This is a genomic window from Hymenobacter segetis (assembly GCF_038448715.1).
Lineage (GTDB): Bacteria > Bacteroidota > Bacteroidia > Cytophagales > Hymenobacteraceae > Hymenobacter > Hymenobacter segetis.
Genome location: NZ_JBCEVZ010000012.1, coordinates 13,779 through 36,169, shown reverse-complemented (window position 1 = coordinate 36,169; position 22,391 = coordinate 13,779). Strand labels below are relative to the sequence as shown.

Annotated in this window: 19 protein-coding genes; 5 read left to right on the top strand and 14 right to left on the bottom strand. The window is 60.4% G+C overall.

Annotation, left to right across the window (positions count from 1 at the left end; all coding sequences use genetic code 11):
* Positions 1 to 37: 37 nt before the first annotated feature.
* The 9 genes from AAFH49_RS07095 to AAFH49_RS07055 all read right to left on the bottom strand — a co-directional run bounded on the left by AAFH49_RS07095 (position 38) and on the right by AAFH49_RS07055 (position 9,493).
* Positions 38 to 2,602: a DUF5916 domain-containing protein gene (locus AAFH49_RS07095; RefSeq protein ID WP_342296910.1), complete on the bottom strand. Its 2,565-nt coding sequence runs from the start codon at positions 2,600 to 2,602 to the stop codon at positions 38 to 40.
* 309 nt (positions 2,603 to 2,911) lie between these two features.
* Positions 2,912 to 3,610, bottom strand: coding sequence for a DUF4097 family beta strand repeat-containing protein (locus tag AAFH49_RS07090; protein ID WP_342296908.1), 699 nt, complete (start codon positions 3,608 to 3,610; stop codon positions 2,912 to 2,914).
* 183 nt (positions 3,611 to 3,793) lie between these two features.
* Positions 3,794 to 4,561, bottom strand: coding sequence for a DUF4097 family beta strand repeat-containing protein (locus AAFH49_RS07085; protein ID WP_342296906.1), 768 nt, complete (start codon positions 4,559 to 4,561; stop codon positions 3,794 to 3,796).
* 144 nt (positions 4,562 to 4,705) lie between these two features.
* Positions 4,706 to 5,554 (bottom strand): HEAT repeat domain-containing protein, encoded by an 849-nt coding sequence (locus AAFH49_RS07080; protein WP_342296904.1) that lies wholly within the window; start codon positions 5,552 to 5,554, stop codon positions 4,706 to 4,708.
* A gap of 4 nt (positions 5,555 to 5,558) precedes the next feature.
* Complete coding sequence (locus AAFH49_RS07075) at positions 5,559 to 6,107, bottom strand: RNA polymerase sigma factor (protein WP_342296902.1); 549 nt, start codon at positions 6,105 to 6,107, stop codon at positions 5,559 to 5,561.
* Positions 6,108 to 6,301: 194 nt separating this feature from the next.
* Positions 6,302 to 7,111, bottom strand: a complete 810-nt coding sequence (locus AAFH49_RS07070) for a DUF4097 family beta strand repeat-containing protein (RefSeq protein WP_342296900.1) — start codon at positions 7,109 to 7,111, stop codon at positions 6,302 to 6,304.
* Between the two features lie 76 nt (positions 7,112 to 7,187).
* Positions 7,188 to 8,069 carry a DUF4097 family beta strand repeat-containing protein gene (locus AAFH49_RS07065; protein ID WP_342296899.1) on the bottom strand — a complete coding sequence of 294 codons (882 nt, stop codon included), beginning with the start codon at positions 8,067 to 8,069 and terminating at the stop codon, positions 7,188 to 7,190.
* Positions 8,017 to 8,931, bottom strand: coding sequence for a HEAT repeat domain-containing protein (locus AAFH49_RS07060; RefSeq protein ID WP_342296898.1), 915 nt, complete (start codon positions 8,929 to 8,931; stop codon positions 8,017 to 8,019). The genes AAFH49_RS07065 and AAFH49_RS07060 overlap by 53 nt, the downstream gene beginning before the upstream one ends.
* 10 nt (positions 8,932 to 8,941) lie before the next feature.
* Entirely contained in the window at positions 8,942 to 9,493 is a 552-nt protein-coding gene (locus tag AAFH49_RS07055) for an RNA polymerase sigma factor (RefSeq protein ID WP_342296897.1), read from the bottom strand.
* A 302-nt stretch (positions 9,494 to 9,795) separates the two neighbouring features.
* Here AAFH49_RS07055 and AAFH49_RS07050 point away from each other — a divergent pair, with 302 nt between their 5' ends.
* Positions 9,796 to 10,173, top strand: coding sequence for a hypothetical protein (locus AAFH49_RS07050; RefSeq protein WP_342296895.1), 378 nt, complete (start codon positions 9,796 to 9,798; stop codon positions 10,171 to 10,173).
* An 89-nt stretch (positions 10,174 to 10,262) separates the two neighbouring features.
* On the opposite strand, the gene AAFH49_RS07045 is transcribed toward AAFH49_RS07050, so the two are convergent.
* From AAFH49_RS07045 to AAFH49_RS07025, 5 genes are all read right to left on the bottom strand, one after another.
* A complete protein-coding gene (locus AAFH49_RS07045; protein WP_342296892.1) occupies positions 10,263 to 10,616 on the bottom strand; it encodes a hypothetical protein in 354 nt (117 codons plus the stop codon).
* Positions 10,617 to 10,680: 64 nt separating this feature from the next.
* Positions 10,681 to 11,652 (bottom strand): UV DNA damage repair endonuclease UvsE, encoded by a 972-nt coding sequence (gene uvsE, locus AAFH49_RS07040; protein ID WP_342296890.1) that lies wholly within the window; start codon positions 11,650 to 11,652, stop codon positions 10,681 to 10,683.
* A gap of 177 nt (positions 11,653 to 11,829) precedes the next feature.
* Positions 11,830 to 12,528, bottom strand: coding sequence for a carboxypeptidase-like regulatory domain-containing protein (locus AAFH49_RS07035; RefSeq protein WP_342296889.1), 699 nt, complete (start codon positions 12,526 to 12,528; stop codon positions 11,830 to 11,832).
* A 116-nt stretch (positions 12,529 to 12,644) separates the two neighbouring features.
* The gene (locus AAFH49_RS07030; RefSeq protein ID WP_342296888.1) at positions 12,645 to 13,316 is read right to left on the bottom strand and encodes a hypothetical protein; all 672 of its coding nucleotides are present in this window, start codon (positions 13,314 to 13,316) and stop codon (positions 12,645 to 12,647) included.
* Positions 13,317 to 13,544: 228 nt separating this feature from the next.
* Positions 13,545 to 14,783 carry a metallophosphoesterase gene (locus AAFH49_RS07025; RefSeq protein ID WP_342296886.1) on the bottom strand — a complete coding sequence of 413 codons (1,239 nt, stop codon included), beginning with the start codon at positions 14,781 to 14,783 and terminating at the stop codon, positions 13,545 to 13,547.
* Positions 14,784 to 14,909: 126 nt separating this feature from the next.
* On the opposite strand from AAFH49_RS07025, the gene radC reads away from it, so the two are divergent.
* The 4 genes from radC (at position 14,910) to AAFH49_RS07005 (ending at position 22,151) form a co-directional block, all read left to right on the top strand.
* Complete coding sequence (radC, locus tag AAFH49_RS07020; protein ID WP_342296885.1) at positions 14,910 to 15,668, top strand: RadC family protein; 759 nt, start codon at positions 14,910 to 14,912, stop codon at positions 15,666 to 15,668.
* A gap of 10 nt (positions 15,669 to 15,678) precedes the next feature.
* Positions 15,679 to 16,290, top strand: coding sequence for a DUF1684 domain-containing protein (locus AAFH49_RS07015; RefSeq protein ID WP_342296883.1), 612 nt, complete (start codon positions 15,679 to 15,681; stop codon positions 16,288 to 16,290).
* Positions 16,291 to 16,395: 105 nt separating this feature from the next.
* Positions 16,396 to 18,831 (top strand): phenylalanine--tRNA ligase subunit beta, encoded by a 2,436-nt coding sequence (pheT, locus tag AAFH49_RS07010; RefSeq protein ID WP_342296882.1) that lies wholly within the window; start codon positions 16,396 to 16,398, stop codon positions 18,829 to 18,831.
* Positions 18,832 to 19,139: 308 nt separating this feature from the next.
* Positions 19,140 to 22,151, top strand: coding sequence for a M16 family metallopeptidase (locus AAFH49_RS07005; RefSeq protein WP_342296881.1), 3,012 nt, complete (start codon positions 19,140 to 19,142; stop codon positions 22,149 to 22,151).
* Positions 22,152 to 22,391: the final 240 nt, after the last annotated feature.

The following is a 22,391-nucleotide window of genomic DNA, read 5'->3' as shown; positions in this document are numbered from 1 at the left end:
TCCAGATTCCTCCTGCGTCGGAACGACAAAGCTCTGCCTAGCGGTGGTGCTTCAGCGTGAGGTAATCCAGGTAATACAGCACCTTCACCGACAGCGAGTTATTGTGCGGCGTGTTGATGGTGTTGTTGAAATTATCGAAGAACTGCGGCGTGGCCTCATTGGCCTGCAAATAGGTGGAGCCGGCGTTTTTCCAGACCACGCTGATTTGTGAGCCGGGCGCGAACCACCACGAATACACCGCGTCGATGTTGAAGGCGTTGTAGGTGTTGTCGCGGTTGCGCTGGTAGGCGGCGGATTGCTCCTCGCCGTTCTTGCCGAGCGTGGTGAAATCGAGGTAGCGCACGTTGCTGGTGTAGTGGCGCAGGCGCAGCGTGAACGACATGCGGTTGGTGAAGGTGTAGGCCACCGAGGCCACGTTGGCCACCGTGGCCACGTTGCGGCGGCCCAGCAGAATCTGGCCCGCGAAGGGCTGGTCGAGAGCTTGGCCGGCGTCGAGGCCGCCGTTTACGTAGCCGATTTGGTTCTGGCGCAGGCTCCAGTCCACGCTGTAGCGGAAGGTGAGGTGGGTGTTCACGCGGTAGCGCGGGTAGAAGCCCAGGCTGTAGCCGGTGCGGCGGGCGCGGGTTAGCCGGTCATCCAGGCCGTAGCTCTGGAAACCGGCGTTCCAGCTGATGGCCACCGGCTTGCGCGAGTCAGAGTTGAAGAAGAATGTGAACCGGGTATTTTCAGGCACCCGCACGTAGTATTCGCCCAGCGTGGCCGTGCGCGGCTCGTAAAAATCGTGCGTCACCGGGTCCACGTTCAGGTCGAAGCCCAATTGGTTGAAGCTCTTGGTGAAAGTGGTGTTGGCCCCGAGGTAAAAGTTGAGCGCCTGATACAACGTCGGCTTGTAGAGCAGCGAATGCGTCACGTTGCCAAATACATACAGGTTATTCACCTTCCAGAAAGGCTGGTACTTGCCGTAGCTCAAATCCAATGATTCGGTGATGTTGTTGTTGCCGAATAGGATGCCCAAATCGTTCGGGTTGTAGGTATCAGATTCGATGCCGTGGCTCAGGTTCCAGGTGAAATTGCCCGAGATTTTGCCCACGCCCACGCGGTATTTGTAGCCGTCTTGGTCGTTGATTTGGTTGGTGTTGCCGAATTCCGTGCCCCGGCGGCGCGAGTAAATGGCGCGGCCGTCGATGGCGTAGCGGTTGGCCTTGTTGGCGAAGCGGAAAAGGCCGCCGGTCACGTTGGCATCGTAGGTGCTGCCGGCCCGCGTCACGTTGGTATTGATGAGGCTGAGGTAGGAGTTGTTTTTCAGGCTCTGGTCGAGCACGGCGATGTTGTAGTTCGAGAACGGCTGCGTTAGCACCTGGCGCTCCTGCCCGGTTTCGGTGTTGCGGATGGTGGCGTAGGTGTCGTTGCTCAGGGCGTTGAAAATGCCCACGCCCAGCCCCTTGCTGGTGCGGCCCGAGACTTTGGTGGCGTTCAGCAGCGGTGTTTCGGATGGGTTGCTCGTGATGATTTCATTGGTGCCCGCCGTCACGCCATAAAAGCCCACCGGCGTGGCCCCTACCCTTCTCGAATAGAACAAATTGCCCTTGTTGAACAGCTCGGTTCCTTCCGTGAAAAACGGCCGGTTCTCATTGAACTGCACCTCGAAGGGCGAGAGATTGAGCACCTGGTTGTCGCTCTGCACCTGGCCAAAATCGGGCACCAGCGTGGCATCCAGCGTAAAGCTTTCGTTGATGCCCCACTTCAAATCGGCTCCGCCATTGAAGCGGGTGGTGAGCTGTTTGGTACCGTCGGCGCTCAGCGGGTTGTGGTTCACATAGCCCGACACGTAGGGCGTGAGGGAGAGGCGCAGCGGCGGCTTCACGCCTTGCACGCCTGTCAGGTCGCCCCACTGGTTCACGAAACCGTCGACCTGCGGCTTCACTTCGTTCCAGAAATACGCCGCGTTGTCGCGCTTGCGCTGCCGCATAAAGTTCAGCCCCCAATGCTGCACATCGGCCGTACTGAAACGGATGGCGGAGTACGGAATCCGCATTTCGGCCACCCAATCGGTGCCGCGCAGCGCGGTGCGGCTTTCCCACACGGCGTTCCAATTGAAGTCCTCGCCGCCGGCCGGCGAGTAGCGGGCATCCATCTGCACACCGCCAGTAGTCACAAAAAAGGCGTAGCCGTTGAGCTGGTCGTGGTAGGTATCGAGGAAAATTCCGATAAAGTCGGTATTACCGAAGTTGTCGCGCGCCGTCAGTTCACGCGGAATGGAATCCTGCGATACATCGTGCATAATGGCTCCCACGTAAATAGCGGCATCGTCGTAGAGCACGCGCACTTCGGTGGGGTGCTTCTCGTGCGGGCCGGGCTTGGGCCGGTTCTGGATGAAATCGGTGGCCGGCAGGGCCTCGCGCCAGACGGCCTCGTCCAGCACGCCATCGAGCTTGATGGGCTGCGCGATGCGCAAGGCCGCCAGTTGGCGCTTGGGCGCGGCCGTGGCAGCATCTTTGGCATCAGCAGTGGCCGCCGGGGTTTGGGCCAGGGCCGGCACAAGCGCCAGCCCCAGCATTGCAACCAACAAGAAACAAGTGCGCAGAAAGAAGGTGTGTAGCATGGTGAAAGGTGGTTAATTGCGTTCAGGAGCTGTTCAGGAGGGATTTTGAGGCCTGCCAACAATGGGCTGGGGCGGGCTGCGGCCGGCGCACACTCACCAGATGGGCGGGCCATACCTCTCCCATCCGGGCCGGTTTGCAGACCAGCGCGGGCGGTGCCCCAGCTCCATTTGTCAGGAATTTGGCGCGGTTGCCGGGGCATTAAAACCCCAGTATTTTTCGCGGCAAATCATTTTAGTCAGGCAATGAAAATCCCATCTGGCAGCCTTTGTGGTGCCATTTCGCGTGGAAACTCCGCATGTTGGGATTGGTTACTTCCGTTTGCGGAAATAAACGTCGTTGCTGATGGATTCCAGCTTGACGAGCGGGCCGCTGCCGCTGAGCGTGCCGTGGAGCTGGTAGCCCACGATGGGATTTTTCCGCATCTCGTTATTGAAGGCAATATCCTGGTCGGTATAAACCTCGCCCGTGATGGTTTTGAGCGACAGTTCCGCGCCTTTCGATGCCGGCCAGGCCACGTCCACAAAGCCGCTCAACGACTTTGCCTCAATGGAATTGTTGAAGCCCACGATGTCCACGTTGCCGCTGTAGGTGTACACGCGCAAGGCCACGTCGGCGGGCAGCGTGATTTCGTAGGTGATGTCGTCGCACACCTGCTGGCCGTACCACATGTTGCGGTCGCCGTTGGTGCCGGGGCAGTCGCCGGGCTGGGCCTTCCGCAGCATTTCCTTGTCGAAATCGGCGGTTAGCTTCAGCTCGTCGCCGGTCTGGTTCAGGTCAATTTGCAGGGCATCGTTCAGCCGGTTCGAGTTGATGCTGACGGTGGCCTTCATGGTCATTTTGCCCGCCGCCCCGGCCCGGATGCGGATGCTGCTGGCCTGCTTCAAATTCAGAAACACGCGCTGGCCGGCAGTCAGATTAGCGGATTTCTCGATGATTTTCTGAGCCGAAACCGACTGGCGGGCGGCTGTGGCGCACACCAGCAAAAGGAGGAATAGGAACTGGCGCATGGTGTTGAAAGAATGGGAGTGAAAGGTGGAATTAGGTATTGGTAGTGGGTCAAAAAAGAACGTCATGCTGAGCGCAGCCGAAGCATCTCTACCGCTTCGTTGCTCCGATTGAATTACTAGCGCGGTAGAGATGCTTCGACTGCGCTCAGCATGACGGGTTGGTTAACGTTTTAGCCGACAGCTCTACTTCGCTTTCCGCACGTAGATATCGCCGCTCACCGTCTTGAACGACACGGTGTTGCCACCGCCGTTGATGTTGCCATCCACCACCTGGCCACCGATGTGGTTCAGGTTGTCCTGGCTTTTCAGGTTCATGTCGAAATCAGTGTAGATTTCGCCTGACACGGAGCGCAGCTTCAGGGTGGCTTTGGTGTTGGTGGGCATGCTCACATCCACATCGCCGCTCACGGTGGAGATGGAACTGGGGCCCTGGCGCATCGGCGCGAAACGCACCTGAATGTCGCCGCTCACGGCGTTGGCCACCACGGGGCCGGCCACATTCTTCAGGCTGATGTCGCCGCTGGTCATGCTCACTTCGATGTCGCCGTTCAGGTCGCGCATCACTAGGTCGCCGCTGCCGTTCCATCCGGCCTGTTTGTATTGCACCGAGGCATTGCGCGGCACCCGAATGAGGTAGCTGGCATCCTTGCGCGAGGCCCGGGTGATGCGGACCACATTGTCCTGCTGCGTTACCGAAAGGCCAAGTCTGGTGTTGTCAACGGCCGAGTTGTAGATGGGGCGCAGGCCCTCGGCGCGCTTGGGCGGCTCTTCGAAGCCGTCGCCTTTTATCACCAGCTCGTTGCCGTCAATGCCTTCCACGGTCACGTCGCTACCCTGCATGTCGATAACGACTTTGGGGTCTTTGCCGTTGAGCTTGGTTTTGAATTCCTGGGCGTGGCCGGAGTGAGTAAGTAGCAGGCCCGAGAAGGCGAGTAATAGGAGCTTATTCATGGTATTTGAGAGGATTAGACATTATTGAGGCAATCTGGCCGTAGGGCGCGGGGCTTGTCCCCGCCCGTCGTTGCACGTATTGCGGTTGAGTCGTTCTGGCGGCGGGCGGGGACAAGCCCCGCGCCCTACACCGAACTGGGTTATTTAAATCAGTTTGCCGATGCCGGCCTCGGCCTGCGCCCGCACCACGGGCAGGGCATCGGCCTTTTTGGCGAGGCGCTGGAGTTGGGGCACGGCCCGGTGCACCCGCAGCGATACCACCATGTCAATCAGTGCAATCTGCACATTGGGGTCGGTTTGGATGGGCAGCGAGTTGGCCAGGCCTTCGCGCACGCCGGGGGCATCGCGGAGGCGGTAGAGGGCTTCGCAGGCCGCGAGGCGCACGTTGGGGTTGGGGTCGAAGTTGAGGGTATTGAGCAGTACCTGCACCGTGGCATCGTCGGGGGCGGCGGCGGGTTTGGTGGCGTTGGTCACCAGTTGAATCCGGTCGCTGGCCGACACGGGGCGGCCGTTGTCGTTGGTCAGGGCGTTGGCCAGGGTAGTGGGGGCGTTTTTCTCGGTGGTCGTGGCCACGCTGTTGACATTGCTGCCCCAGTGCAGGTTACGGCCGAGGAACACGCCGGCGGCAATCAGGACGATGCTGGCGGCGATGCGCAGCCAGTTATTAGCCAGCGCGGTGGGCCACATCGAAACCACTTTGGCTTCGGGCTGAATAACCGTTGGAGCAGCAGACGCTTCAGGGTTCAGCTGCTGCTTTTGCTGCTCCAGCATGGCCATAAAGTTGGCGCGGAGGGCCGTGCGGGGCACTTCGGGCAGGGCGGCATCGAGGTCGTCAGAGAGGGCGCGGAGCTGAGTTACCTGCAATTGGCAGGCGGGACAGATGGCCAGGTGGGCGGCCACGCGGTCGGCTTCGGCGGCCGGCAGGCTGCGCTCGACGTAGGCCGGCAGCAGGGCTTCGAGCTCGTGGCAGGCAGAAAGTTCGGGCGTTTTCATGGACTTAATTGGCGAAATAGATTTTGCGCAACGCTTGCAGGGCGCGGTGCGCTTTCACGCGGGCGGCTTCGGCGGTGCAGCCCAGCAGCTTCCCGATTTCCTCGTAGCCAAACCCCTGGAAGCGGTTCAGGACCAGGATTTCGCGCTGCGGCACGGGCAGCATATCGAGGGCTTCGTGCAGGTCGTCGTGGTGGTTGTTAACCCGCATTTGGGAGAAGGCCGCGCCGCGCAGGCCGCCGGTGCGCTCCACTTCGTCCACGTCCACATCGGCGGCGCGGAGCTTTTGCTGGCGCTGCCAGTAATCGGCGTGCACGTTGCGGGCCATCTGGTACACCCAGGCTTTGAAGGGCTGGGTGGGCTGGTAGCTGCCGCGGTATTTGAGGATGCGCTCGAACACGGTTTGGGTGAGGTCTTCGCTGGTTTCGCGGTCGTTGGTGAGGCGGGTGAGGTAATTGAACAAGGGCCCATGATAGCGCTCGAACAGCGGCACCAGCTGGTCAAGGTCGTCGGCCCGGACGGCGGCCATCAGTGCTTCGTCGCTCGTGGTTTCCACGGAAGGTGTTTAGGGGTTGGAATGAAAGGAGTACCGGGAGTTGGCCCAGACGTTACAGAGGGGTCCAACTTTTTTTTTCGGGAAGGTCGGGAATAGCGGTGCAAATGCCTCTTAAAACCGAAAAGGCCCCAGCAGGGCGGCACTTGTTGGCGCAAGTGCCGCCCTGCTGGGGCCTGAAAATTTGCAATGCGGCTTTACCTCGCTTTCCGCAGGAAAATGTCGCCGTTGAAGGTTTTCAGCATCACCTCGGGGCCGCCGCCGTTCACTTTGCCGTAGGTCCAGTCGTCGGTGCTGAGGCGGGAAAGGCCGTTTTGGCTGGTGCGCGTGACTTTAGCGCTGCCTTTGTCCACGGCCACGTCAAAGTCGCTGTACACATCGCCACGCTCCGATTTCATTTTGAGCGCCGCCTTGATGGAGCCGGGAAATGTCACATCAACCTTGCCATTGAGCGTGGAAAAAGCCATGGGCGCGCCCGCCGTCACGCTTTTGAAGGTGACAATCAGGTTGCCATTTACCGTGTTGGCTACCGCCGAGCCGGCCACCTGGCTGAGCTGAATGGCCCCGTTCACGTTGGTTATTTCCAGCTCGCCGGTCACATTGTCGACGGTGATATCGCCATTGTTCACGGTGCTGAGCTTGAGCGAAAAATTCTGGGGAACCTTGATGGTCAGGTCGACAGGGTGCTGGTAGGAGTCAGTGGTGATTTCGACGTGGTTGTTCTTTTCCTCGGCCGTCAGGTTGAGGTTGTTGGCGGACGAGAGGCGCTTCATGCCGTTGGTTTCGGCCTTGCTGGTGGGGTGCCGGTCGCCCTGGCGGGCGCGGGCCACGGCGTCAATCATCACATCCTTACCGCTGTAGCCAGTTACGTGGATGAAGCCGTTCACTAGGCTCAAATCCAGCGAGCCGGGCTTACCGGGGGCACTCAGGGCCACATTGAGCTGTTCTTTGGCGTCCTTTTCGGAATCCTGAGCGCGGCCGGGCAGGGCACTGGCGAGCAGTAGCATGCTCAGAGCCAGAAAGCGTGAAATGCGCTGCGGTGATATTTGGAATGAAGTATTCATCGGGGTATTGATTGGCTAATTAGAGTTTGGTGACGGTCACGTCGCCGTTGAGGGTTTCGAAATGCAGGTCGGGGCCGCCTTTGCCGATGCGCACGGCCGTGTCCTTGGTCAGCTTGTAGACGGTGCCGCCGCCGTGGCCTTCCCGGTTTTTGGTGACCTGCACCGGCAACATCTCGGCATTGGGGAAATTGGTGTAAAACTCGCCGTGCATGCTCTTGAAGTGCATATCGGCCGCGAAACTGGCTGGGTATTTCACCCGAATCTGGCCGTTGATGGTGTGGTACGACGACGCGCCGGGTGGATTGGCCGCGTAGGTGGCGTCCACGTTGCCGTTCACGGTGCGGGCCTCGGTGCTGCCCTTCACGTTGGTGAGGGTGATGGGGCCATTCACGTTGAAAACGTGCAGCGGGCCGGTCACGTCCTGCACCTTCACATCGCCGTGGTTGATGGTCGCAACATGCAGATTGAGCTGGTAGGGCACTTTTACCACGAAGTCGAAATCGTAGCGGTAGTCGATGTCCTTGTGGTTCCAGTTGCGGCGGTCGTTGTTGTGGGGCCGCGAGTCGTAGGGGCCGGTCAGGTACACCACCACGCTGTCGCCGCGCTGCGTGAAGCCCAATTGCGCCTCGGCCTTGCCGATTTCCAGCGTTTTGGCATCATCTGCGGTAATGGTTTTGGTGGCTTCCACCAGCACCTTGTTGCCGGCGTAGCCCTGCACCATCACCGAGCCGCTGATGTTGTACAGGGCCAGCGTGCTGCGCGCGGCATCGGCCGTGAGCGTGAATTCCTTGCTAATCTGCTCTTTGAACTGCGGGCGCAGGCTGGTCTGGGCCTGGCAGGCGGTGGCGCTACACAGCAAGAGCAGCGCGGGCAGGCTGAGGAGAAAGTTGGGGCTGGTCATGGCGTTGGGGGGTTGCGGGGTCGGCGGGCTGGCCGTCGCTCAGGGTTTGAATGCTTTGTTCGATTTTGCTTTTCACCATGTCGTCCAGGTTGGCCTGTTTCAGCAGCCGGCGCAGCGGCTGCACCGAGCGACGCTCCTGCAGCTGCACCATGGCATCGGCCAGGGCGGCCTGCACCAGCGGCGATTCCTGCTGGGCCAGGGCGTGCACCAGACCCAGCCGCACGGTGGCATCGTTCTGGGCCAGTGGCGTGAGGGCTTCCAGCGTGGCCAGCCGCACGTTCACGTTATCATCGTGGTTGAGGGTGCTCAGCAGGGCATTCACCACCTTGGCATTGGGGTCGGGCAGCTCCTTGGTGTAGCCCACGGCCCGCAGCCGCTCAGTAGCCGAAGGATTATCGATGAGCGAGAGCAGCATGACCTGGCGCATTTCGCCCACCTGGGCGGACAGCGCGGCCAGTTGCTGCTGGTCGGCGGCGGGGGCAGGTTTAGAACCGTTATTCAGCCAGTAGCCGCCCAGCAGGCCCACGCCCAGCAGGCACAGGCTGTAAGCCAGCCGCAGGGCCGGGCGCGGGATGGGCAGGGCCTTCAGCCACGCCAACAGGCCCCGGAGCGAATAATCGGGCGTGGTTTCCAACTCTTCTTTGAAGGAGGCTAGCTTAGCATAGAATTCGGGCCGCGCCTGCGGACCGGGCTCCGGCACGGGCACGCGGCCCAGGGTGTGCCACACGCGTTCCACGGCTTGCAGCTCTTCGCGGCATTCGGCGCAGGTGGCCAGGTGAGCGGCCAGAGCTTCGTGCTCGGGGGCCGACAGCTGGCGGCTTAGGTAGTCGACCAGCTGCCCTTTGGTTTCTTCGCAGTTCATGGGCGATGGGTCAGTTTTCAATGCGGAGGAAAGTCGTTTTTAATTCGTTCATGGCGCGGTGCACACGCACCTTCACGGCACCTTCAGTAGTGCCCAGCACGCGGGCTATTTCGGCATATTTCAATTCCTGAAACCGGCTCAGAACCAATATTTCGCGGTCTTCGGGCCGGAGGCGGTCCAGGGCCTCGTGCAACTGGGCCACGTCCTGGGCCTGTTCCAGGCCGGCATCGGCGCTGAGGCCGCCGGGCAGGTGCTCGGCCATTTCGGCCACGTCGGTGTGATGGGCGGCGTGGCGGTTTTTCTTTATGAAATCGGCCAGCACGTTGCGGGCCAAGTGGTACATCCAGGTGCGGAATTCGCCATCGCTGGTAAAGGTGTGGCGGTATTTCAGCATGCGGTAGAACACAGTTTGCACGAGGTCATCGCAGCTGGCGGCACGGCCCAGCATGTGGTAGAGGAAGCCGAATAGCGGCCGGTGGTAGCGCTCGAAGAGCAGGCCCATTCGGTCCACGTCGCCGGCTTTCACCCGCAGCATCAGCGCATTATCCGTTAGCGAGTCCAACCTAAAAAAGGGGGTTTTAAGGGTATTTGGATGTGGACACCGAGCCCGCAGCGGAAGGTTACAACAGAAGGTCAACATTTTTCAGTGTTGACCACCAGTCGGCCCCAATCACGCCAGCAATTTCACATATAACCCTCCTATAATATCAGACCATCTCACCAGGACCAAAGGCACGATGCCCAATGGCAAAGGCACGACTATCAGGCAATAACTTTTTGCGGCTCAGCGCCGTAACAAGTTGTCAGCCGGCAGTTTTTAACCGAAGCGGTTGGCTTTTTTTGGCTCCTCTCCCCACCTCATCCATGAAATACTCCCTCCTACTCGCCGGCCTGTTGTTCGCCGCCACGGCCCAGGCCCAAACCGTGCCCTTCGACCCCTCGGCCCCCGTGCGCGGCGGCAGCCAGGGCCAGACCACCGTGCCCCCCGTGAACCCCGCCCTCAACCAAAGCACCATCCAGGGGCCGCCCGATATGCAGCGCACTCCTACTAACCGCGACGCCCAGCCCACCCGCCAGCTCGACGACCGTGGCTTCTCGCCGGCCGCCACGCCCGAAATGTCGCCCAACACCGTGCCCGATGTCCGGGAGCAGCCCATCATTAAGGACGACCGCCGCCGGCAGTCTACCGAAGTGGTGCCCAGCCGTTCGCGCCGCAGCTCCAGCAGCAACATTCGGAATTAGATTTCCCGCCTCACACTTAGCCCAAAAAAGCCCCGCCCGATATTTCGGACGGGGCTTTTTTAAAGCTGATTCTTAAGCTGAATCAGAGGCTATTTCTTGCTTTTTTCGGCGTGGGCCAGCAGGTCGCCGCCGTGGCGATGCAGCAGGTCGGCCAGCTCGGTGAGTGGCTTTTTCAAGTCAGCCGGGGCCTGGGGAATTATTTCGCTGGTTTGGTCACCCAGCATCGAGAGCGAGGTGCCGATGGCGTGCGCGCTCAACGCCCCGCTGCTGAGCAGCGATTGCAGGTTACCGATTTCGCGGGCAATGTCCTGCAAGCCGGGTTCGCCACTTTGCAGAAACTGGTGCTGCCAGGTTTCGGTATTATCCATGGCCGAGCCCAGGGGCAGGCTGGTGAGGCCGTTGCGCAAGGCGCTGACGGTGGCGAGGAGGTGGTCGGAATTCATGTTCGGGGAGGGAGAAAAGGTGTTGGTCGAAGTGAAACAGCGGGCCGGACCGGGAGTTTGCCGCCTACCCTACTGCTTTGGCTACGCGCCGGGCTTTGGGCACGGCCGGCAGCGTGAGGGGCGGGCTGGGAATATCGGGCGCGGCGGCGCTCAGGCCCAACTCGCGCAGAATGGCCACGGCGCGCAGAGCGCTGGCTTCCTTGTTTTTTATTTCCAGCATGACATCGAAATCATGGCCGTGGAGGTGGGTGAGGAACTCACGGAACCGCTCATCCACCAAGTCATCGGTATGCTTGCCCTTGCGCTCGCCCAAAGCCTGCGAACTGTAATCCATCATGGGCACGCCGTCGGCGGTGGGGTGCCAGGTAGCGGCGGCCAGGCGCAGGGCCTCGGCCATGGGCTCGCCGTGATTGAGGCACTCGTGGTGGAAATTATCGAACAGGATGGGCACGCCGGTGAGCTGGTGCAGCTCCAGGCAATCGCGCAGCGGATACAGCCGGTCGTCGTTTTCGACCACCACGCGGGCTTTCACGGCTTCGGGCAACGTAGCGTGTACCTGGGCAAACCGAATCATCGCCTGTTCCCGCTCCCCATACAACCCGCCCACGTGAATCTGGAGCTTGGCCGTGCCATCGAGTCCCATCAAATCCAGCATCGAGCCTTGGTAAACCAGCTCCTGAATGCTGCGCTGCACAATGTCCGGGCTGGGCGAATTCAGCACCACGAATTGGTCGGGGTGAAAGCTCACCCGCAGATTATTAGCCTTGATGTAGTCGCCGATGGCCCGGAAATCAGCCGCAAAATGCGTCTGCCAGGAATAAGTATTGATGGGATGCGAGCCAAACGGCACGATGCTGGAGCCGATGCGGAAAAAGAGCAAGCCTTGGGCTACGTTCCATTCCAGCATGCGGCGCAGGCAGGCCAGGTTGGCCGTCACGGCCGCAATCAGCCGCTCTTCCGAATACGAGGCCAGCCGGAACGTATTGCCCGAGCTACAATCCATCGCCTCATTCACGCAGGGATACCCAATTCTCATACCCCGGCTTACGCGGAAATCCAGCCAGGAGTTAGAACTTACAAGCGTCTGTCATCCTGAGCGCAGCGAAGGACCTTATCAAGGCTACATCTTTTGAACGTTTCTGCAAGCTGTTCTTTGGTGATAAGGTCCTTCGCTCCGCTCAGGATGACAGGTATTTTAATGCTTAACTGCCCTCTACGGCTGGTAGCCGCGATTATCCAAAAACGCCTTGTTGTACTCGGCCCGGGCTTTGCGGGCTTTTTCGGCGCGCTGCTCGGCTTCAATCTGCTCCATTTTGCGGCGCTGCTTGCCCTCGCGCGAGAACTGGTCGTAGAGCAGGCTCACAGGGCTGGCGATGGTGGGAATGGGCGCTTTGGGGGCCGTGGAGTCCACGGCAAACAGCGGTTTGGGCTTGGGCGGGCGCTTGGCCCCGCTCACCACCGGCGGCGCGGGCCGCTTGATGTTGCGCAGCGCCCGGTTGATGATGGCACGGTCGGGCCGGTCGCCCACCACCTGCACATCGCCCAGGCGCACACTGTCGCGGGCCAGCTGAATGCGCACCACCAGCTGCGACAGGCCCGTGCCGCCGAGCGCCATGCGCTGCGCCTTGTAGCCCAGCGCCCGAAACAAAACGGTATCCGTGGGCAGCGCGTCGATGCTGAAATCGCCGGTGGTCGTGGTCACCACGCCGCGCTTCGTGCGCACTACCTGCACCGTAGCGCCCGGGATGGGCAGCCGCGTCCGGGCCTCCGAAACACTCCCGCTCACGCGCACCGTGGGGGCCAGCTGGGCCTGCGCCCGGCCGGCCAGCAGCCACAGCGTCAGCAGCAAGCCCAGCGCCCGGCCCAGCTTGGGCCAAACGGCCGGCACACAATACTTTACTTCGAAACCCATTAATCCTTAAACGCAACGCAACCACAAAGTAGCAACCCAACGAGCCAAAAAAAGCCCGCACCGTTGCAGGTGCGGGCTTTTCAGCGATGATTTGGCCGATTGCATCGACCAAACCCCTAGTTTTTGGTTTTGGTGCCGTCGGCGTCTTTGGTTTTCACCTTGCCGTTTTCCTTCACCTTGATTTTGCTGCCGTCCTCGGCTTTGGCCTTCATTTTCGACACGTCGGTGCCCATACCGCTACCCGTGCTGTTGTCGGTAGTGGTGGTAGTGGTGCTTTCCGTGGTGGTCATCGACGAAGCCGGGGCGGCCGAACTCGACGTGGTGTCGCTCATCGAAGTGGCCGACGAATTATTGTCCGAGTAGTTGCTGTCGTCGTAGGTCGAGCGGCTCGACTCGTAGGCCTGGTACTGGGTGGGGTCCACAAAAATCACCTTGAATTCCTGGTCCTCGTTTGCGCGGGCATCGCGCATGGCGGCGGCCATGCCGGTGGTATCGGTGGTGTACTTGGTGCGCAGCTCGTTCATGCGCTTATAGCGGTTCACATACACGGTGCGGATTTTGGTTTTCGTGGCCTCGTCCGTGATTTTCATGTTGGCCACCATTTTATCAGCAATTTGCTGGGCACGGGCCTCAATCTGGGCATCCGTCAGCGGAGCCGAGGTCGTGGTGGTAGTCGTGGTAGTGGTGCCGTCGGCGGGCACGGTGGTCACCTCGGTGGTTTTTTCCTGCGAGCAGGAAGCGAGGGAAAGGGCAGCAGCGCCGGCGAGAATCAACAGGGAATTTTTCATAAATTCAGAAAGAGGGAGTTGAAATGCAAACCAAAAATGGTTTGGGGGCGCTTTACGGCAATGGTGGCGTGGATGTTACCTCGGCTTTAATTCGCTGTAAAAAAGAACGTCATGCTGAGCGTAGTCGAAGCATCTCTACCACGAGGGTAAATCCTGTCGATTGGATTACCGCTGCGGTAGAGATGCTTCGACTACGCTCAGCATGACGTTCTTTTTTATCGTTCTCTGTTAAGCGCGGCGCAATTCAAACACCGTGATTTCCGGCAGGAAACCCACCCGCCCGGGATAGCCCAAAAAGCCCAGGCCCACGTTCACGTACAGCTTCTGGCGGCCCTGCTCGTAGAGGCCGGCCCACTGCTTGTACACGTATTTCACGGGGCTCCATTTCATGAATGGCAGGTTCACGCCAAACTGCATGCCGTGGGTGTGGCCGCTCAGGGTCAGGTCGATATCGGGATAATTGAGGACCTGCGCCTCCCAGTGCGAGGGGTCGTGCGAGAGCAGAATTTTGAACGGCGCGTCGCCGCTGGCGGCGTGGGCCTGGGCCAGGTTGCCGTGCTTGGGGAAGTTGGCGTGGCTGCTCCAGTTCTGCACGCCGAGCACCGAAATTTTGTCGGGGCCGCGCATGATGGTGTGGCTGGTGTCGTTGAGCAGCGTCCAGCCCATTTTGGCGTGGTTCTGCATCAGGCGCTCCAGGTTGGCGCGCTTCTCGGCGGGGCTTTCCCAGGCCACGTAGTCGCCGTAGTCGTGGTTGCCGAGGCTGGAGAAAATGGGCAGCTCGGACTTGATGCCCGATAGGGCCGGAATGTGAGGCTCCACCTCCGTGGCGCGGTTGTTCACCAGGTCGCCGGTCATCAGGATGAGGTCGGCGCCCTGGCGGTTTATCATGGCCACGGCCCGTTCCAGCGGCTCGGTCGAGTTGAAGCTACCGGTGTGCAAGTCGGAGATTTGCAGCACTTTGAAGCCGTCGAACGCCGGCGGCAGATTGGGGTAACGCAGCGTCACACGGCGCACGGTGTAGTCGGTGCCGCCCTTCACCATGCCCCACAGCAGCGCAAAAAACGGAATGGCCCCGATGCCCAGCGCCAGCTTGGCCAGGAATTCGCTGCGCGGAATAGCCACCGCCTCCGTGCCCGCCGGGCGGCTGGCCGAGCTCATAGCCCAACGCGCTAGCCGCGTCACGTCTTCCAGCAGTAGCGGGATGAACATTAGCAGCTTGGCCCCCAGCAGCAGCACGGGCAGGCTCATGAGGTAGCTTTTGAGCTGAATATTACCCGATTGTCGGGTGGAACCAGCCCAGCCGGCAAGCATCCAGCTGCCCACCGTGAGCAGCCAGTAACTGATGGCCGCCGCCCGCCGTGCCCCGGGCGAAAGATGCTGCACCACCGTACGCACCGCCTGATAACCATACCATTCGGCCAGTACCACCACGGCCAGCACCAACCACAAAACCAACGGATTTCGCATAAAAATCTTCTCTTCGAATTACGCCGTCGCGCCACGATGCAGCCACAGCCTCGGGGCTTAAACGCGCCCGGCCGGCTTTTGCTTTACATTTAATGCACTTTTTACATTCTACCGCCGCCCTATCGCATGGAACCCGCCGACGACCTCCCGCAATTCGATGCCGCTACCCTGCCGGGTACGACCCCGGCCTACGTCGCCCCCGCCGCCACCGGCATCAAGAGCTGGGCCGAGGACGACCGGCCCCGCGAAAAGCTGATGGCCAAAGGCCGCGCCGCCCTCTCCGATGCCGAGCTGCTGGCCATTCTCATCGGCTCGGGCACCACCAAACTCACGGCCGTGGACGTGGGCAAACTCATGCTGCAAGGCGTTGGCAACGACCTCAATGCCCTGGCCCGCGAGAGTGTGAAGCAGCTCTGCCGCCACCCCGGCATCGGCCCGGCCAAGGCCATCACGGTGGTGGCCGCGCTGGAGCTGGGCCGCCGCCGCAAGGAAGCCGATGCTGCCCCGCGCACAACCATCACCTGCTCGCGCGACATCTATAATTTAATCCGGCCGAATCTGATGGATTTGCCGCACGAGGAATTCTGGGTAATTCTGCTGAACCGGGCCAACGTGGTGATGCGCAAAACCGCCATCAGCCGGGGCGGAGTGGCCGGCACCGTAGCCGACCCCAAAATGATTTTCAAAGAAGCCCTAGAGCAATTGGCCAGCAGCATTATCCTGGTGCACAACCACCCCAGCGGCAACCGCAACCCCAGCGCCGCCGACATTCAGCTCACCAAGAAGCTGAAAGAAGCCGGCAATTTCCTGGATTTGCCCATTCTCGACCACCTCATTTATTCCGACCAGGGTTACTACAGCTTTGCTGACGAGGGCATGCTGTAAAACAAATAATATGATTAAGAAAATAGCACTGGCCGCCGCCATTATCGGCATTATTCTCTATTCGCTGAATGACGCCAAACCAAATAACAGCGTCTATTTAGCGCAGTTAAATAAATTCCGCAGCGAAAAAAACCGCAGCTTTCGGCAATCAGAAGAATCACCAATTGCTACCGCGCAAAAGGCGCAATTTGATAGCCTGAAATACTATCCTGGCGATTTGGCCTTCGTGCCGCACGCCGATATTTCACGCACCGAGAACCCCGATACCACGCTTATTCAAATGAGCGATAATAAAGCTGAGAAATACCTGAATTGGGGATTGGTAAAATTTCGCATTAATAATGCGCCGCAACAATTGCGCGTTTATCTGAAAGCCAACGGCCGCGATTCCACGCTATTTATTCCCTTCACCGACCTCACCAACGGCCACGAAACCTACGGCGGCGGCCGCTACCTCGATGCGCCCATTCCGAGGCTGAACGAAACGGAAATCGAGCTCGATTTCAACCGTGCCTACAATCCGTATTGCGCTTATAATAACGAGTACAGCTGCCCGGTGCCGCCGGCCGAGAACCGGCTGCAAGTCGCTATTCCGGCCGGCGAAAAGTCGTTTCACGACTAAATACCGGGTTGGCCGGCGGCATTTCCGAGGGGCTTGCCGGGGTTTGTACCTTTGTGGCAGTGCCCGCCCGCCGGGCCATCGGCTCCGAATAACTGAATCCTTCTCATGCGTATTTCCCTCGACTGGCTTAAAACCCTCATTCCTACCGATAAACCTGCCGCCGAGATTGGCGCATTGCTCACCGGCTCGGGGCTGGAAGTGGAGAGCGCCGAGGAGCTGGAAAGCATTCCCGGCGGGCTGCGCGGCGTGGTGCTGGGCACCGTGCTCACCCGCGAGCCGCACCCCGATGCCGACAAGCTCAGCCTGACCACCGTGGACGTGGGCGACGGTACCCCGCGCCAAATCGTGTGCGGCGCGCCCAACGTGGCCGCCGGTCAGCGCGTGGTGGTAGCCTTGGAAGGTGCCACGCTCTACCCCGCGCAGGGCGAGCCGTTCAAAATCAAGAAAAGCAAGATTCGCGGCGCAGCCTCCGAAGGTATGATTTGCGCCGAGGACGAAATTGGCCTGGGCCAGTCGCACGCCGGCATCATGGTGCTCGATACCGAGCTGCCCAACGGCACACCTGCCGCCGACTACTTCGGCCTGGGCTCGGATACGGTGTATGAAATCGGCCTCACGCCCAACCGGGCCGATGCCGCCTCGCACTACGGCGTGGCCCGTGAACTGCGCGCGCTGCTGCGCCAGCCCTGCCATTTGCCGGACGTGAGCGGTTTCTCCGCGCCTGCTTCGGCAGCATCGAATATCAACGTTACTATTGAAGACATCGAGGCCAGCCCGCGCTACGCTGGTTTGCTGATGGAAAACGTGCAGGTTGGCCCCTCGCCGGAGTGGCTGCAACGCCGTTTGCGCAGCATTGGCCTCTCCCCTATTAATAATGTGGTGGACGTGACCAACTTCGTGCTGCACGAGCTGGGCCAGCCCCTGCATGCCTTCGATGCCGAACAGATTACCGGCGGTCAGATTCGCGTGAAGCGCGCCGAAGCCGGCGAGAAATTCGTGACGCTGGACGGCATCGAGCGCACGCTGAAAGCCGAAGATTTGGTAATTGCTGATGCCAATGGCGCGCCGATGGCGCTGGCCGGCGTGTTCGGCGGCAAGACTTCGGGCGTGAGCGAAAGCACTACCCGCGTGTTCCTGGAAAGCGCCTACTTCGGCCCCGCCGCCGTGCGCCGCACATCGCAGACGCACCAGTTGAAAACCGATGCTTCCTTCCGCTTCGAGCGCGGCACCGACCCCAATATGGTACTGGTGGCGTTGCAGCGGGCGGCGCTGCTGCTCCAGGAAGTGGCGGGAGCGACCATCGCCGCGCCTATCGTGGATGAGTACCCGGCCCCCGTGCCGCCTGTCACCGTGCGCCTGCGCCTGCCCCGCGTGGAGCGGCTGGTGGGCCAGTACATCGCGCCCGAGCGCATCCGGCAGATTCTGACGGATTTGGACATCGAAATCACCGAAGAAAACCCCGATGCCGGCGACCAGGACACCTGGACGCTGACCGTGCCGCCCCACAAAGTGGACGTGACCCGCGAGGCCGACGTGATTGAGGAAATCCTGCGCATCTACGGCTACAATAACGTGGCTTTGCGCCCGAACAACTCGGCTTCCTTCCTGGCCAAATTCCCGAACCCCGACCCGGAGGTGACGCGCGTGAAAATCGCCTCGCTGCTCAGCGGCCAGGGGTATTCGGAGATTCTCACCAACTCGCTCACCAACTCGCTTTATTTTGAGAAGGAAGGTGAGGCGAATAACGCCCTGGTTCGCATTCTGAACTACAACAGCGTTGATTTGAACGTGATGCGGCCCACGCTGCTGCACTCGGGCCTGGAGATTATCCGGCACAACATCAACCGCCGCCAGCGTGATTTGAAGCTGTATGAGTTCGGCAAAACCTACTCACAGAACGAGAACGGCAAGTATCAGGAAAAGAACAAGCTGGTGATTTACCTGACGGGCAACGCTGATGGCGAAACCTGGCAGCACAAGTCGGAAAAAGCCGCTTTCCACAACCTGGCCGGGGCGGTGCAGCAGGTGCTGGCGGCGCTGGGCTTTGGCGGGGCGGCTTCGCAGCCGGTGCAACACGAATATCTGGCGGGCGGCCTCGCGCTGCTGGTGCACAACCAGCCGGTGGCGCAGCTGGGCGCGGTTTCGGCCTCGGTGCTGAAGCGGCTGGACGTGACGCAGCCGGTGTGGTACGCCGAGTTGGACTGGGACGCGCTGAGCAAGAAATACAAGCCCACGCTGGTGGCCCGCGAGCTGTCGAAATTCCCGGAAGTGCGGCGCGACTTGAGCATCGTGGTGGACTCGGCGGTGACGTTTGACCAGCTCCAGCAAATTGCGCGGCGCACCGAGAAAAAGCTGCTGCAAAGCATCAATGTGTTCGATGTGTACGCCGGCGAAAACCTGGGCGCGGGCAAAAAATCCTACTCGGTGAGCTTCACCCTGCAGGATTTCAGCCAGACGCTGAGCGAGCAGGCCATCGACCAGGTGATGCAGAAGCTGATTCAGCAGTTTGAGAAGCAGGCGGGCGCGCTGATTCGGAAGTAAACTTTATTGAACAGTTGATTAGAAAGCCCCTAATCCTGTCATCCTGAGCGGAGCGAAGGACCTTATCACGTTTGAACGAATTGTTCACGAATGGTAAGGTCTTTTGCTCCGCTCAGGATGACAGGACTAGGGTTTTTTTCAATTACTATCCGGCGCGGGCGTAATCCTGACGCAACCCTGACGATGTAGCCATTGCCCTTGCCGCGCAAGACCAACCGCAGCGACTATTGCCGCGCGGGTTGTGTCCGAAGCTGTAAGTTGCAGCCTGATTTGCTTGCCTTACTTCCACCAATCCCCTTTTCCGCAGAATGAACCTTCGTTTCCTGTCCACTCTGGGTCTGGCGCTGATGACTACCGTCAGCTTTGCCCAGCAAAAACCGGCGGCCAAAGCGCCCGCTACCAAAACGGCCCTGGCCACCACGCCCGGCGGCACCAAGCTGGTGGAAAAAGTCACCAAGCAGCCCGGTCAGCTCGTCATTCCCTACGAGAAGTACGTGCTGCCCAACGGCCTGACGCTCATCGTGAGCGAAGACCATTCCGACCCGCTGGTGCACGTCGATGTGACCTACCACGTGGGCTCGGCCCGCGAGCAGATTGGCAAATCGGGCTTCGCGCACTTCTTTGAGCACATGATGTTCCAGGGTTCCGACCACGTGGGCGACCAGCAGCACTTCAAGCTGGTGACGGCCGCCGGCGGCAACCTCAACGGCAGCACCAACCAGGACCGCACCAACTACTTCGAAACGCTGCCCAGCAACCAGCTCGAAACCGGCCTGTGGCTGGAGGCCGACCGCATGGGCTTCCTGCTGGATGCCGTGAGCCAGAAGAAATTTGAAATCCAGCGCTCGACGGTGAAAAACGAGCGCGGCCAGAACTACGACAACCGCCCCTACGGCCTGGCCAGCGAGTACATCTCGAAAACGCTGTACCCCTACGGCCACCCCTACTCCTGGCTCACCATCGGCTACCTCGAAGACCTCGACCGCGCCGATTTGCAGGACCTGAAAAACTTCTTCCTGCGCTGGTACGGCCCCAACAACGCCACCCTGACCGTGGGCGGCGACGTGAAGCCCGCCGAAGTGGTGAAGCTGGTAGAGAAATATTTCGGTCCCATCAAGCGCGGCCCCTCGGTGCCAGTGCAGAAGCTGCCCGAGCCCGTACTCACCGCCGACCGCTACGTGAGCTACACCGACAATGTGCGCTTCCCAATGCTGCAAATGGTGTTTCCGACGGTGCCCCACGGCCACCCCGACGAGATGCCCCTCGACGCGCTGGCCGATATACTGGGCGGCGGCAAAACCTCGCTGCTCTACAAAAACCTGGTGAAAAACCAGAAAACCGTGCAGGCCCAGGCTTACCAGCAGAACTCGGAGCTGGGCGGCTTCTTCGATTTTGTGGCCCTACCCTTCCCCGGTAAAACACTGGATAGCACGGAGGTTATCATCCGCAACACGTTGCGGGAGTTTGAGAAAAAGGGCGTGACCGACGAGGACGTACAACGCTTCAAGGCCCAGACCGAGGCCCAGAACGTGAGCGGCCTGGCCAGCGTGCAGGGCAAGGTGAGCCAGCTCGCCGCCAACCAGACCTTCTTCGGCAACCCGAACTACATTACCGTGGAAACCAAGCGTCTGCAAGCCCTCACCAAGGCCGATGTGCAGCGCGTGTACGACAAGTACATCAAAGGCAAGCACGCCGTGATTCTGAGCGTGCTGCCCAAAACCGGCAGCGTGGCCGCCGCCAAGCCCGACAATTACACCATCGACAAAGCCGGTTACAAAGCCCCCGACTACGGCTACAACAACCTGAAATACACGAAGGCCACCGACACCTTTGACCGCAACAAGCAGCCCGCATCCGGTGCCAACCCGGTGGTGAAAGTGCCCGCCCTCTACCAGGAAACGCTGCCCAACGGCCTGAAAGTAGTGGGTACCCGCAATAGCGAGATTCCGGCCGTGACCATGCGCCTGACCATTCGCGGCGGCCACCGCCTGGAGCAAGCCATGCCCGGCAAGGCCGGCATTGCCGAGCTCACGGCCAGCATGCTGAACGAAGGCTCGGAGAAGTACACCGGCGAGGAAATCTCGGCGGCGCTCGATAAGCTGGGCTCGTCGGTATTTGCGAATGCCAACGACAACGAAACCACCGTGTACGTGCAGAGCCTGACCAAAAACCTGCCTGCCACCATGGCCCTGCTCGACCAGCGCCTGCTGCACCCGCGCTTTGATGCCCAGGATTTTGACCGTGTGAAAAAGCAGCAGCTGGAGAAAATCGCCAACTTCGCCAACCAGCCCGCCGTCATCGCCGACCTCACCTACAACCGCCTGCTCTACGGCCAGAACAACATCGCCGGTACGGCCGTGGCCGGCACCACCGCCTCGGTGAGCAGCCTCACGCTGGCCGACGTGAAGGACTACTACAACAAGTACTACGCGCCCAACGTGAGCTACCTCGTAGCCGTGGGCGACGTGGACCAGGCCACGCTGGACCCGCAGCTCGGCTTCCTGAAAAACTGGGCCAAGAAAGACGTGACCATCCCGGCCGACGTGGCCGGCGCGCAGCCCGACAAGACGACCATCTACTTCGTGAACAAGCCCGGTGCGGCGCAGTCGGAAATCCGGGTGGGCTACCTGACGGACATGAAGTACGACGCCACCGGCCCCTACTACCGCGCCTACTTGGCCAACTACCTGCTCGGCGGTGCCTTCAACTCGCGCATCAACCTGAACCTGCGCGAGAACAAGGGCTACACCTACGGCGCGCGCTCGGGCTTCGCCGGCACGCGCTACGCGGGTCCGTTCACGGCCCAGGCCGGCGTGCGCGCCGATGCCACGGCTCCTTCGGTGAAGGAATTCATGAGCGAGATTTCGAACTACCCGAACGGTATTTCTGATGAGGAGCTGGCCTTCGTGCAGTCGTCGGTGGGCCAGAGCGATGCCTTGAAGTATGAAACCGGTCAGCAAAAAGCCGGCTTCCTGGCCCGTCTGGTGGAGTACAACCTCGACCCGACTTACGTGAACCAGCAAACGGAAATCCTGAAGAACCTGAAGAAGGAAGACGTGCAGGCCATCGCCAAGCAGTACCTGCCGGCCGACAAAATGGCCATCGTGGTGGTAGGCGACAACAAGCAGCTGCCCGCCCTGCAAGCCCTGGGCTACCCCGTGGTGGAGCTGGACATGGAAGGCAAGCCCGTGGCTGCCGAAATGATGAAAAAGCCCATGACCACCCCCACGGAAATGGCCGCGCCGGCGGATGAGAAGATGAAGAAGCAAATGGACGACGGCAGCAAAATCAAAACCAAGACCAAAAAGGGCAAGTCGTAAACATCAACTTGTCGTTGGCAACGACGAATAGAACGTCATGCTGAGCGCAGTCGCAGCATCGCTACCGTGCAGCTAATCCTAACTATTGGATTATTACTGCGGTAGCGATGCTGCGACTGCGCTCAGCATGACGTTCTTTTTTGTGGCTCTTTGCGGTTGCAACTCAAACCGCGCTGAACCACAAGCCGCGAGCAAGCGTCGGGTAAAGCGTAGCTTTCGGCCCGTCGCGTTATCTTCACC